General features: G+C 38.8%; 11 protein-coding genes. 4 read left to right on the top strand and 7 right to left on the bottom strand.

All coding sequences use genetic code 11. The annotated features are described in order from the left end of the window. Positions 1 to 48 precede the first annotated feature (48 nt). The gene (locus J678_RS07595; RefSeq protein ID WP_004707641.1) at positions 49 to 1,581 is read right to left on the bottom strand and encodes a pyridoxal phosphate-dependent decarboxylase family protein; all 1,533 of its coding nucleotides are present in this window, start codon (positions 1,579 to 1,581) and stop codon (positions 49 to 51) included. Between the two features lie 2 nt (positions 1,582 to 1,583). Continuing rightward, positions 1,584 to 2,957, bottom strand: a complete 1,374-nt coding sequence (locus tag J678_RS07590; RefSeq protein WP_031959613.1) for a diaminobutyrate--2-oxoglutarate transaminase — start codon at positions 2,955 to 2,957, stop codon at positions 1,584 to 1,586. A 466-nt stretch (positions 2,958 to 3,423) separates the two neighbouring features. On the opposite strand from J678_RS07590, the gene J678_RS07585 reads away from it, so the two are divergent. Next, the gene (locus J678_RS07585; protein ID WP_002052708.1) at positions 3,424 to 4,128 is read left to right on the top strand and encodes an SIMPL domain-containing protein; all 705 of its coding nucleotides are present in this window, start codon (positions 3,424 to 3,426) and stop codon (positions 4,126 to 4,128) included. A gap of 54 nt (positions 4,129 to 4,182) precedes the next feature. On the opposite strand, the gene J678_RS07580 is transcribed toward J678_RS07585, so the two are convergent. Beyond that, positions 4,183 to 4,815, bottom strand: a complete 633-nt coding sequence (locus J678_RS07580) for a TetR/AcrR family transcriptional regulator (protein WP_017394314.1) — start codon at positions 4,813 to 4,815, stop codon at positions 4,183 to 4,185. 119 nt (positions 4,816 to 4,934) lie between these two features. Here J678_RS07580 and J678_RS07575 point away from each other — a divergent pair, with 119 nt between their 5' ends. Then, on the top strand, positions 4,935 to 5,399 hold the full coding sequence (locus tag J678_RS07575; RefSeq protein ID WP_017394315.1) for a hotdog fold domain-containing protein: 465 nt from the start codon (positions 4,935 to 4,937) through the stop codon (positions 5,397 to 5,399). Between the two features lie 32 nt (positions 5,400 to 5,431). On the opposite strand, the gene J678_RS07570 is transcribed toward J678_RS07575, so the two are convergent. Both J678_RS07570 and J678_RS07565 read right to left on the bottom strand, forming a co-directional pair. Beyond that, positions 5,432 to 6,526, bottom strand: a complete 1,095-nt coding sequence (locus tag J678_RS07570) for a fatty acid desaturase family protein (RefSeq protein WP_002052591.1) — start codon at positions 6,524 to 6,526, stop codon at positions 5,432 to 5,434. 12 nt (positions 6,527 to 6,538) lie between these two features. Next, positions 6,539 to 7,609: a ferredoxin reductase gene (locus J678_RS07565; protein ID WP_017394316.1), complete on the bottom strand. Its 1,071-nt coding sequence runs from the start codon at positions 7,607 to 7,609 to the stop codon at positions 6,539 to 6,541. Positions 7,610 to 7,749: 140 nt separating this feature from the next. On the opposite strand from J678_RS07565, the gene fabR reads away from it, so the two are divergent. Both fabR and J678_RS07555 read left to right on the top strand, forming a co-directional pair. After that, positions 7,750 to 8,445 carry an HTH-type transcriptional repressor FabR gene (fabR, locus tag J678_RS07560; protein WP_004707630.1) on the top strand — a complete coding sequence of 232 codons (696 nt, stop codon included), beginning with the start codon at positions 7,750 to 7,752 and terminating at the stop codon, positions 8,443 to 8,445. Between the two features lie 168 nt (positions 8,446 to 8,613). Then, positions 8,614 to 9,630: an AI-2E family transporter gene (locus J678_RS07555; RefSeq protein ID WP_002052593.1), complete on the top strand. Its 1,017-nt coding sequence runs from the start codon at positions 8,614 to 8,616 to the stop codon at positions 9,628 to 9,630. A 55-nt stretch (positions 9,631 to 9,685) separates the two neighbouring features. On the opposite strand, the gene rapA is transcribed toward J678_RS07555, so the two are convergent. Together rapA and J678_RS07545 are read right to left on the bottom strand one after the other, a co-directional pair. Continuing rightward, a complete protein-coding gene (gene rapA / locus J678_RS07550; RefSeq protein ID WP_032027228.1) occupies positions 9,686 to 12,523 on the bottom strand; it encodes an RNA polymerase-associated protein RapA in 2,838 nt (945 codons plus the stop codon). A gap of 144 nt (positions 12,524 to 12,667) precedes the next feature. Then, positions 12,668 to 13,306, bottom strand: coding sequence for an RluA family pseudouridine synthase (locus tag J678_RS07545; RefSeq protein WP_001279315.1), 639 nt, complete (start codon positions 13,304 to 13,306; stop codon positions 12,668 to 12,670). Between the last annotated feature and the right edge of the window lie 59 nt (positions 13,307 to 13,365).

The raw sequence follows: 13,365 nt of genomic DNA, 5'->3' as shown, positions 1-13,365 counted from the left end.
TAATAAAAAAGCCCGGCAATAAACCGAGCTTTTTTAGTATCAACTCAATTAGTCGATTGGTGGTACGTAATTACCAGAAGCAATCGCATCTTTAATGCGGTCAGCTTCAGCCAATACTTGAGCTAAAAGGTTTTTAACATTTTCAAATGTTACAACAGGGCTTAATGTAGTCATTTTCAATGACTGTACATTACCAACTTTTGTTACACCGATATTTGCTTCACCACGTGCAAACAATTCGTCTGCTACGTTTTGATTTAAGCTATCGATAAACTCAACTGGATAACCTTCTGGTACAACACGGAACAATACCGAAGCAAATTGTGGTTCAACTAAAAGCTCTAAACCGTCAGTTGCCTTGATGTAATCTGCAACTTCACGAGTCAGTTTTACACCATGGTCAATCATTGAACCATATAGGTCTTCACCAAGTGATTCAATTGTCATCCACAATTTTAATGCATCAAAACGACGAGTCGTTTGTAATGACTTAGACACAAGGTTAGGTACACCATGTTCTTCGTCATAAGCAGAGTTCAAGTACTCAGCTTCATAGTGCATGAAACGATAGTTCGCTTCGTCTTTTAACAAGAACGCACCACAGCTAATGCTTTGGAAATAATGCTTATGGAAGTCGAGGGTGATCGAGTCAGACAACTCAATACCATCAAGCATTGCACGATAGTCATTTGACAAGATCAGTGCACCGCCCCATGCAGCATCGATGTGCATCCATGAACCATATTTCGTTGTGATTTCACGAATTTTCTTCAATGGATCAATTGCACCAGCATCGGTTGTACCTGCTGTCGCAACAACACAAGCAACAACTTTACCTTCGGCTTGAAGATGCGCCATCGTTTTTTCGAGAGCATCAACATCCATCTGAGCATTTTCATTCACAGGTACAGTTACAACTGACTGGAAGCCCATGCCCATCATTGCCATGTTCTTTTGCACAGAGAAATGCGCATTTTCAGAACAAATGACTTTGACGTTTTTCATTGCTTCAGCTGGAATACCATCACGCTGTACAGACCATGGATTACCATTTTCGTCTTTCCAGTTTTTCGCAATGCACCAGTCACGAGCAAGCAACACACCCATCAAGTTAGATTGAGTACCGCCAGAAGTGAAAACACCTGCCTGACCAGAACCATAACCTACTTTTTGACGCAACCAATCAATCAGCTGAACTTCCATTAATGAACCTGCCGGGCTTTGATCCCATGAGTCCATAGACTGGTTAGTTGCATTGATTAACACTTCCGCGATCTGGCTCATCACCATAGTTGGGCAGTGTAAATGCGCTAATGAATGTGGATGGTGTACTTTCAAGCTTTTATTTAAGAAAAGCTCAATCATACGTTGAAGAGATTGTTGTACACCCATACCTTCTTTTGAAGGTTGGAAAGAAATTGCTGAACGCAATTCTTTAATGCTACCGCCTGTGTACATTTTTTCATTTTGCAACCATGCTGAAACGGCTTTTACCGCTTCGCCCATTGCTGACTCATAGTCAGCAATGGATTGTGCATCATTGCAGAGTAACGCTTTACGATGTTCTGCAAAATCCACCATATTTAAGCGCCTCGTACTGCAACCAATGCTTCTGCAACTGCTTTCTTGAAGCGGGCAATTACTTCAACACACTCTTCTTGAGTAATGATGAGTGGGCAAAGTAAACGAATTACTGTACCGTTACGACCGCCTTTTTCAAGCAATAACTTGTTGTTAAAGCAAGCAGTTTGGATCGCAGCCGCTAACTGAGAATCAGCAGGATGAGAACCGATACGGTCAGCAGGTTTACGCTCGTCAACGATTTCAACGCCGATCATTAAACCGCGGCCACGTACGTTACCGATACATGGGAATTCAGTAGCTAATTTTTTCAATTCAGCTTGTAAGAAGTCACCACGCTCTTGCGCATTTTGAGCAAGATTTTGTTCGCTAATCGTTTTTAATACGACAAGACCAGTACCCATAGCAAGTTGGTTACCACGGAAAGTACCCGTATGACCAGCAGGCTGCCAAGCATCAAATTTACGTTTAATACCTAATACTGCAAGTGGTAAACCACCACCTACTGCTTTAGACATTACGACAACATCAGGTTCAATACCTGCATGTTCAAATGCAAACATTTTGCCTGAACGTGCAAAGCCAGCTTGAACTTCGTCTAAAATTAAAACGATGTTGTGCTTTTCAGTTACTTCACGGATTTTTTGCAACCATTTTACTGGAGCTGTAACAACACCGCCTTCACCCTGAATTGCTTCAAGAATGACAGCAGCCGGCTTAGTTACACCGCTTTCAACATCTTCAATAAAGTTTTCAAAATAGTAAGTTAAAGCATCAACACCAGCTTCACCACCTAAACCAAGTGGGCAGCGATATTCATGCGGATATGGCATGAATTGTACGCCTGGCATTAAACCATTAACTGCATTTTTCGCACTTAAATTACCAGTCATTGCCAGTGAACCATGGGTCATACCATGATAACCACCAGAGAAACTGATTACTGAACTACGACCAGTGTAAGTCTTAGCAAGTTTAATTGCTGCTTCAGTCGCATCTGCACCAGCAGGACCACAGAACTGTAAGCAATACTCTTCTTTACCACCTGGTAAATATGCTAACAACGCTTCAGTAAACGCATCTTTTAAAGGTGTGGTTAAGTCTAAAGTATGCAATGGCAAACCACTTGCCAATGTGTCTTGAATACTTTGAATCACCGCAGGATGATTATGACCTAAAGCCAATGTACCTGCCCCAGCTAAACAATCAAGGTACTGTGTACCTTCAACATCAGTAACCCAGCAACCTTGTGCTTTCGCTATCGCTAACGGTAATTTACGTGGATAGCTACGAACATTCGATTCCATTTGACTTTGGCGAGTCAAATAATATTCGTTAGTAGCATTAGTGGCAGGGGTGACAGAAGTAACGCTCATATCGGATTACCATCTCTGATAAGGGTAGAAAGAAATAAGTCTGGTGACTTTTGGTCCTTTGACTCGGTGCTTTATAGAACTAGCGAAGACACATATTTTATATCTTGTAACTAGGAGCGCGATGATACCTAATTTTGCAAGAAAAAAAACGTCTTTTGTGTACTTTACTCATCTAATCTTATTGAAAAAATGTATTATCCCAATAGTTATGATGAATTATCATCATACTATGTGACAACCTAAAGAAAATATTCTTTTTTTATATTAGTTTGATTTTTTAAGTTACATTGAAATACTTTCTTTTTAAGTTTTTATTTTTTAAAGCTTTTGTCTGCGCCAAAAATTAAAAAACTTGATTTAAATATTACAAATACCCCACAAAATCTGCAAAAGTTATGCATAACTTATGTTTAACATTTCTTAATGAAAAAAATTAAATTTATATTAATTTTTAAAGGATAAATTTATGCGTACTTTAGCAATATCTACTCTTCTCCTTGGTACGGTACTCAGCCCTATGGTTTTTGCCCAAGATGATAATGCACTTCACTACAATATTGTAAATGTTCAAGCAGAAGCTTCTCGTCAGGTATCTAACGATGAAATGCATGCAACGTTATATATTGAAAAAAGTAACAAGCAGCCTGCTGAACTTTCAAATCAAATTAACCAGTTAATGAATCAAGCACTGGCGACTTCACGCAAATATCCACAGGTAAAAGTGGAAACCGGTGCTCAAAGCACTTATCCAATTTATGACAATGACAGTAACAAATTAAAAGAATGGCGTGGCCGTGCAGAAATCCGTTTAGAAAGTAAAGATTTTAAAGCAGCAAGCCAATTAATTAATGAGTTACAACAAAGCTTTCAAACTCAATCCATTAATTTTAGTGTTTCAGATGAGCAACGTAAAAAAGTTGAAAACGAGTTAATGGTTGAAGCGTCAAAAAGCTTTCAGCAACGTGCTCAAATGTTGACTCAAGCTTGGAATAAGAGCCAATACACGTTAGTTAATCTAAACCTAAACACGAATAACTATTTTCCTCAGCCTGTAATGCGTGCAAGTATGGCTAAATTTGCGTTGGCCGAAGCTGCAGCCCCAGCTCAAGATATGGCTGCTGGGGAGTCTAAAATTACCGTAAATGCAAATGGTTCAATCCAGTTTAAATAATTATTTTTCAAACTAAAAAACCGCATTCTTAATGCGGTTTTTTTATACTCCACATTATTGTTCTAAACATAAATCTTGCAATGAACTCCATGCTGCTTTGGCTAACAAGTCTTTATAGATTTTAGGGTCAGACTTTACACGTTGTGATAACCACGCACGACAATAACTTTCTGTAGAACCAATGACCAGTGACAGCAAAAGTTCATGTGGAATCATATGGAAAGCTTTAAATTCTTCAAAATCTGCAATCAAGCTGAATATCTTTTTGTTTCTACTTTTATTTTTTTGAGCAAGTTGTTGCTGTTCTTCCCCTTGCATAATATTGAAATGAGCAGTAATTAAGAATTTTGCAAATTCGGGTTGTTCACTTACCCAGTCTACATAACTATGAATTAAACCAAATACCACCTCTTGTAATGTTTTGGCCTGTTTTAAATATTCATCTCTTAATGCTGTCTGATCATCTAAAGCTGAAAAAAATAAAGCCGCGACGACTCCCTCTTTATTTTTAAAATGGTGATAAACCGCTCCAACACTCGTTTCTGATTTGGCACGAATCATTTCAATGCTAGTCGCTTCAATGCCATGCTCTAAAAAACAATCTAAAGCATCTAACAATATTTGTCGTTTTAACGCAGCCCTTCTTCCGGGATACAAACGTTCTAATAAATTTTGAGCAGACACCATTTTGTATTCTCTGACCAGTCATCGGAGATATTTTGAATGACTTGACGCATATTTGTAAACAGAACTATATTCTTTAACAGAATAATATTCTGTATTTTCAAATTAAAGGAAAATTAATTATGGCAACAACATTAGAACTCTGGAATAAAGTCACTGCTTTCCCTAAAGGAAAGTGGACTTTCTCTCGCATGCTGTGCCTAAAAGCACCTTATTTCGGCAGTATTTCCCCTCTTTTTATTGAGTTAAAACCGAATTATTGCGAAATTTCCATCAAAAAGAAGCGTTCTGTGCTTAACCATATTGGAACAGTACATGCAATTGCCATGTGTAATATGGCAGAACTCGCAGGTGGAACTATGACAGAAGTTACTGTCCCTTCTACTCATCGCTGGATTCCAAAAGGCATGACTGTTGAATATTTAAAAAAGGCAGAAACGGATCTTATTGCTGTAGCAGCGCCTGTACACGCGAATTATGATTGGGAAAAGGCTGGAGAATATTTAGTTAATGTAGATGTTTACGACACTCACAAAGACAAGGTATTCCATGCCACTATTACGATGTGGATTTCTAAAAAGAAATAAAAAAAGCCCTGAACTCTCAGGGCTTTTTCATATTATTTTTTAAATGGGAAAGCATATTTTGCAATACGCCCGACCACTTGACCGAACTGTTTAACAAAGCTGGCATTGTTATAGTTCAAACCATATTTTTTACAAACTGCTTCAACTTTTGGAGCCATTTGACGATAACGACGAGCAGGAATATCTGGGAATAAGTGATGTTCGATTTGATGACTTAAGTGACCAGACAAAATATGAAATGCCTCAGAACCTGTTAAGTTAGAAGAACCACGAATTTGGCGCATATACCAGTGTCCACGGCTTTCTTCTTGTAAAACAGATTTTGGAAATACTTCTGCATCTTTTGTGAAGTGACCACAGAAAATAATACTGAATGTCCAGATATTACGAAGACCATTAGCGACTAAGTTACCCGTAAATACTGGTAAAGCTGCTGGCCCTGCAATGAGAGGGAAGAAAACATAGTCTTTAAAAAGTTGCTTACCAATTTTTTTATTCACTGGTTTTAACTCTTCTAAAAATTGTGCCTTGGTCTTACGTTTATAAAGCACACGCCCAATTTCAAGATTCTGAATTGCTACGCCCCACTGGAACAATAAGCAAAATGGAATACTATAAATCGGTTGCAGTAAAAACCCTGGTTTCCAACGTTGCTCAGGGAATAAACGGAGTAAGCCATAACCAATATCATCATCAATACCTTTAATATTGGTATAAGTATGATGTTTATAGTTATGAGTTTGGCGCCAGTTATCAGATGTACCTACCGTGTCCCACTCATAAGTTTGGCCATTAAATTTTGGATCATTCATCCAGTCATATTGACCATGCATAACATTATGGCCAAGCTCCATGTTCTCCATAATTTTAGAGAAACCTAATAGACCTGTACCCAAAATCCATGCTGGTGGGAACCAACCTGCAAATAAGCATGCTCGTCCTAAAAGACTGCTATAGCGAACGGCAGCATAAACACGACGGATATATTTTGCATCTTTTTCACCCAAATCATCCAATACTTCTTGTTTGATCTGGTCAAGCTCTTTTGCAAATGCTTCAAGTTCTGCTGGAGTCAAATCGCGATTTTTAGGATTTTTAAAATATTCGACTTTCACTGGCATATTCATAAGAGGTCTCTCTTAAAGATCAATAACTAGATCGGATTGTGCTGAATTCACACAAATTTTAAGTAACTGGCTTGGTTCCGTATTTTGACTACCGTTTAGTAGGTTACGTGTAGAACCTTGCGTTTTACTACAAACACATTTATTACAAATTCCCATACGGCAACCGTGTGTTGGCTTAACACCTTCATGCTCAAGGCTCACCAAAATCGATTGTCCCTTAGGAATTGCAATCACTTTATTAGACTGAGTTAATGTGACATTCACATAACCGACATCATCTGCAGAACTTGCATTGCTTAAACTAAACGCTTCAGTAAGCACGGCTGGTGCTTTTTCAAAAAGCTCTTCGACAGTTGAAACAAAGCCAGATGGACCACATGCGTAGACCGTGCTGTTTTCAATATCATCAACCAAAGCAAGATGTTGGGCATTTAAGCGCTCATCATTTGGTGTTTCTTGTGTGTAAAACACCTGATAGCTGAAATTTGGGTTTTGTTCAGCCACTTGCTCGAAATACTCTGTAAAAGCAGCATCAGAACGCTGTTTTACCCAATATAAAAGCTGAACCTGCACTTTTTCTAATTGCTGGCTTTGCTTAATTGCTGTGATTAAGCTCAACATTGGTGTAATACCACTACCAGCAGCTAACATAATTAATTTTGGTGTCTGGATATTTTGTTGCATATCACCATAAGGTTGACCAAGCTCAAAAATATCACCAATCTTACTTTCAGCAATGAACCAATTACTAACAACACCATCAGCAACTTTTTTAACGGTTAAACGTAAGTGCTCTGCATCGATTTGTGTCAAGCTATAAGTACGTTCATAACGGCGGCCCGCAATTTCAACAATCACTGGATGATGCTGACCTGCTGCTCCCATTTTGACCAAACGGTTGCATTTTAAAGTAAGGCTCACAGTGTCATGAGCTACGAATTCTTTTTTTACAATTTGAACGAGTCCGTGCTGTACAGACCATAAGGGATTTATTTTTTGTAGCCAGAAACTCGCCATATCTTTATCAAATACGGCTTGTGTTAATGAATTGAATAGAGAATTTCTCTTTTCGATTGCTTGCATAACTGAGGGCTCTGTCGCTCTTTTTTAATTATTATACACATGTATATATATTTGTATATACACCCGTACTTTTAATTACAATTTCACAAGTTCCCTGTCTAACGCTATAATCCAGAGAGTTTAAGAATATATTGAAAAGCATGACCCAAACCTCACTTTCTCAGAGCCAAAATGACACAAGCTCTTCACAAGATGTCATTGAAATAAAAACAGTAACGCGTTCTGTTGGAAGAAAAGCGACGATTACTAAAGAGGAACTTTTTCAGGCTGCACTTAACCTGATTGGTCCACAAAAAAGTATCGCCTCACTCAGCTTACGTGAAGTTGCGAGAGAAGCTGGTATCGCACCAAACAGCTTTTATCGCCACTTTAAAGATATTGATGAATTAGCCATTTCACTCATTGACCGTGCAGGTATCGTTTTACGTAAGATTATTCGTCAAGCTCGTCTACGGGCATCTTTTCAAGACAGTATTATTCGTAGTTCTGTAGAGATTTTTCTTCAACAGCTTGATGCAGATGAAGGTAATTTAAGTCTGTTGTTACGCGAAGGCTTTACAGGTTCAGCTTCTTATAAAGCTGCTGTAGACCGCCAGCTCAACTTCTTCCAGCAAGAACTACAAGAAGATTTAATCCGTCTAGAGCGATTAAACAACAACCATCTATACCATCCAGAACTCGTTGCAAAAGCAATTACGCAACTTGTATTTCATATGGGTGCTAAGGTGATTGATCTTCCGGTTCATCAACGTGCAGAAGTCGCAGAACAAACCATGATTATGATAAGAATGATTTTAGAAGGTGCCCGTCATCTAGACGAAGCAAAAATACGATAAATTCAACATAAAATGGTTTGTGATTTTACAAGCCATTTTTTATACAGATATACCAGTTTCTTGATAAAAATATAATTCGTAGATTGAAGCAACCAACATGCAAGAGTATAAGTAATTATTATTCTAGCAATACATACCCATATTTCCCCACGATATTTAGGGATTCACATGCAAAGTTTGAGTAATCGTCAAAGCCTGATTGCAAGTTATATTCTGATGGGCATTTTTTTGCTTTCGGTTATCCCCTTGCATCTCTTAGCAAGCTTTTTTGCTGGCTTTCTCATTTATGAAATTATTATTAGTTTAAGCTCTATTGTTGAACGTTATATTGATGGTCAAAGAGCCCGCATTTTTATTAGTATTTTACTCAGTATTATCACGGTTTCACTCATCGCCTTTTTCATTACAAGTTTAATTAGCTTTGTGGTTTATGACTTAAAAGGTGTAGGTATCCATAATATCAACAATAAAGTCGATCAAACGCTATTACACTTACAAACCGAAATTGGCAAATATCTTCCAGGTTATATTCCAGACAGCGTTACAGAACTAAAAGATGAAATTTTTGCGTTTATGAAAGATAACGTAACTACATTAAAAAATGCCAGTTCCGATATCTTACATAACTTCGTAACGATGATTATGGGCCTTATTATTGGTATTTTGGTGGCTATTCATGGCTTTCACCGTCGAACACCACAGCCTATATTTAAGTCTTTACTCATCCAACGTATTCAAAAGTTATCAATTTCTTTTAGAAACGTCGTTTTTGCTCAAATTAAAATTTCAGCAATTAATACGCTGCTGTTTATATTATTTGCGTTTGTAATATTGCCGATTTGGGGTGTTCACCTCCCTTTCGCCAAAACCTTAACCATTCTTACTTTTTTGTTTGGTCTCATTCCAATTTTAGGCAACTTAATTTCAAATACGCTCACTTTTATTGCTGCATTGACGGTTTCACTCGGTCTAGCAGGCGTTGCTCTGCTCTATCTCGTATTAGTACATAAGTTAGAATATTTTATTAATGCGAAAATTATTGGACATAAAATTAATGCCAATGCATGGGAAATTTTATTGGCAATGTTAATTTTTGAGTCAATTTTTGGTTTAGGTGGATTGATTGCAGCACCAATCTTTTATGCGTATTTAAAACTAGAATTAAAAGATGCCAGAATGATTTAATTAAATTTTACTCAATAAAAAAGCGCCGTAACGGCGCTTTTTTATGATTGCTTACTTATGGTTTAACCACCACAAGTACTTGAATCGCTTCCGGAGTTACAGTTAAGCCATCGAGTAAACTCAAGCCTTCTTTTTGCAACTTCTTTAAGCGCTCAATTTCGTCTTGACGAATACTTGGGTTGAACTGTTTTAAATAAGTTAAGCGGTCAATCTCGTATTGCCATTTACTACCATAATGCTCTTTTGCCTGCTGTTGTAACTGTGGCAAGCCTACTTTAGCAATATCAAGTGCTTGTCTATAACGCTCTTCAATTACTTCACGGCGAGCTTTAACCACTTGGCGGCAGCTATTGCCATCTAAATGGTGCAAATATGGTTTTAAAATGGTTGGATCGATCTTTTCAGACAAGTCCTGACCATTTTCACTTAACAACACGCGAATGAGCTGTTTTGGCAAGCTTGATGGCAAGTTCAAAGATTTTGGTGCAACTACATCAACTTTAAACCAAACTTCAAGTAATACAGAACCTTGCTTTAATGCATTTGACTTAAGAACAGCAACATTAGTACTACCGAAGGATTGTGTACGGATCATTTCCATTACACTTTCAATGAACGGATGCTCTAAAGTCAGGTATTGAGCGTCTTCACGCATTTGTGCTTGATCACGGTAGAAGGTAGCTGTCATGCCCTCTTCGTCTAGTGCCAAACCTTGAACTTGCATCTGGTCTGTCGGACGAATAATAACAGTACCGTTACTTTGCTCATCAAAATCGATATTGGTTGAAGACATAAAACGCTTCACAAACATAGGTAATGTTGTGTTGTCATCGTAGTCTTCTAAGGCTTGAACAATTTCTTGTGCAACGATAGGACGACATGAGTTGTATTCAAGCAAGCGATCTCGACCAGCTTGTAACTCTGTTTCTAAAGCTTGACGTTGAACATTGACTTCTTCGAGTAAGTCTTCGAATGTTTGGCCTTGATCTGAAAGTAAGCAGTCTTTTAATTCAACAATAAAGTTTTCTTGCAGCGTTTGAGCTGTCGGAGAAATATTGCTAAAAATATTTAATGCTTCATTGTACCAAAGGAACATACGCTCTTGAGCGGTGCCCATTAAGTAAGGTACATGAATTTGAATACGGTTTTCTTGACCAATACGGTCTAAACGACCAATACGTTGTTCTAAAACATCTGGGTTTGCAGGCAAATCAAATAAAATGAGATCACTCGCAAACTGGAAGTTACGACCTTCTGAACCAATTTCAGAACACAGTAAAATTTGAGCACCATAGCTTTCTTCTGCAAAGTAAGCAGCTGCTTGGTCACGCTCAAGTAAACTCATGCCTTCATGGAACATTGCAGTACGAATACCTGCATGCAAACGAAGTGCGCTTTCTAAAGATTCAACTACAGGACCACTACGTGCAATTAAAAGAACTTTTTTATGTTTAAGTTCTTTACGTAGAATTTCCATTAACCACGGTACACGCGGATCATTTTGCATCCATGAGCCATCAATTTGTGCTTCTTCTGGCCACATTTGCTCACGTAATTTACCGTCTTTTGACCAATCTGCTGGCGCAGGTAAAGGCGCAGGTTGGCAATCACGGCCAGGGAAGCCTTGAATCGCTTCACGCGTATTACGGAATAAAATACGACCTGTACCGTGACGGTCTAACAACTCATGAATCGCTCTGAAACGTTGCTCAGGTTGGTCTTCAATTGAATGACCTAACAAACCTTCTAAAGCAGTTAAATGCTCTTGAGTTAAAGGTTCATCCGACATAAGCACTTCTGCAACTTGCGCAGTTTGCTGATATTGAGCTTCTTCATCCAAGAAACGCTCTAAACTACTAAAGCGCTGTGGATCTAACAAACGTAAGCGCGCAAAGTGGCTTTCTACACCCAGCTGTTCAGGCGTTGCAGAAAGCAACAATCCCCCTGCCGTATTTTCAGCAAGCTCTTCAACCAAGTCGTAACGATCGTTACCACCCTCTTCTTCGCTCCACATCAAGTGATGTGCTTCGTCGACGACGAGTAAATCGAAACCAGCTTCTAATGCTTGCTCACGCAAATCGTCATGGTCCACCATCAAGTCGACGCTGGCAATAATGCATTGCTCAGTTAAGAACGGGTTAAGTTCTGGATCATGTTCTTTAATAGATGCGGTACGGGTTAAATCAAACAGAGAAAATTGCAAATTGAAACGGCGACGCATTTCAATCATCCACTGATACTGAAGAGAATCAGGGACTAAAATCAGGATACGTTCAGAACGGCCGGTTTTAAGCTGTTGGTGGATAATTAAACCAGCTTCAATTGTTTTACCTAAACCTACTTCATCAGCAAGTAAAACACGCGGTGCGAAACGTTTACCGACTTCATGTGCAATATAGAGCTGATGCGGAATTAAACCTACACGCGCCCCAACCAAGCCGCGTAATGGACTGGTTTGCATTTGCGCCTGCATCAGCATTGCTTCAATGCGTAGGTCATACCACTCTTTATAATCAATCTGGCTTGCGAGCAAACGATCTAAAGGTTTTGATAATTGAATTTGTGCACCAATACGTGTTTCGTTTAGCGCTTTACGTTCTTGCTCGCCATTTTCTAAAGTACGAACCACGTTGTAACGCAAAACACCATGACGGTCTTCAATAGACTCGACATTCCACTTATTGCCTTCTTGGTCTTGAACTTCATCATTTACATTAAAGATGATACGAGAAAGCGGTGCATTGTTGCGTGCATAAACACGCGTTTCATCGCTCTTGGGGAATAAAATGCTGACAGATCTTTCATCTACATCAATAAGAACACCTAAACCGAGCTCAGTCTCTGTATCTGATAGCCAACGTTGACCAATAGCATACTGCTGCAATTTTTCCACCTTTTTCTCAAGTTCGCACTACATATTGTACGATGCAAAGTAGCTTATTTTTGCATCTTTTTATGTAGTCTTTAAAGCAAAATTTTGCAGCAAAAACTAATTAAATTGTTTTGCTACAAAAATTACTCATCGAAAGTTTTTACATTAAAACGGTACAGGACAGTTAAAAGTTAATGATTCCCCTGTGACAGGATGATTAAAGCTTAACTGTTTAGCATGCAAGCACAGACGAGGAACAAGTAATTGTTCCGGTGTTGCATACAATGTATCACCTACAATCGGGTGTCCCAGATATTGCATGTGTACACGGAGTTGATGAGAACGACCGGTAATCGGTGTTAATTTGACACGCGTAACCGGTTGCCCTTGAATCTGGAAATGTTCAATTGCCTGCCAATGTGTTAAAGCAGGTTTGTTATGAGAAGCATCGACAATATGTAAAGGTGGTCGACTCGGGTCATAGACGACAGGGATATCAACTGTCCCTTCACCCTCTAAATGACCAGCAACTAGCGCTTCATATATTTTCGAAGTTTGACGGTCTTGAAATTGGCGTGCAATCGCACTCTGTCCACGCTTAGATAACCCAAAAACCAAAATACCCGAAGTATCACGGTCAAGGCGGTGAATGAGCAAAGTTCGTGGTTCAATTGCCACCAGTCTTGTCAAAACGCTGTCATGTAAATCACCCTTACCAGGGACACTCAAGATGTCCGAAGGTTTATGAATCACCATAAAATCATCATCACGATAGATCAGATGTTCACTTAGAAAATCACTCAAAGTTGTATTCCCAAGGCAAGATGAAAAACAAGCGGGCAATAATAAAAAGCTTACGTCCG

The sequence above is a fragment of the Acinetobacter sp. 1424608 genome (assembly GCF_000588255.1).
GTDB classification, from domain to species: domain Bacteria; phylum Pseudomonadota; class Gammaproteobacteria; order Pseudomonadales; family Moraxellaceae; genus Acinetobacter; species Acinetobacter nosocomialis.
This window is presented reverse-complemented; position numbering and strand designations above follow the sequence as displayed.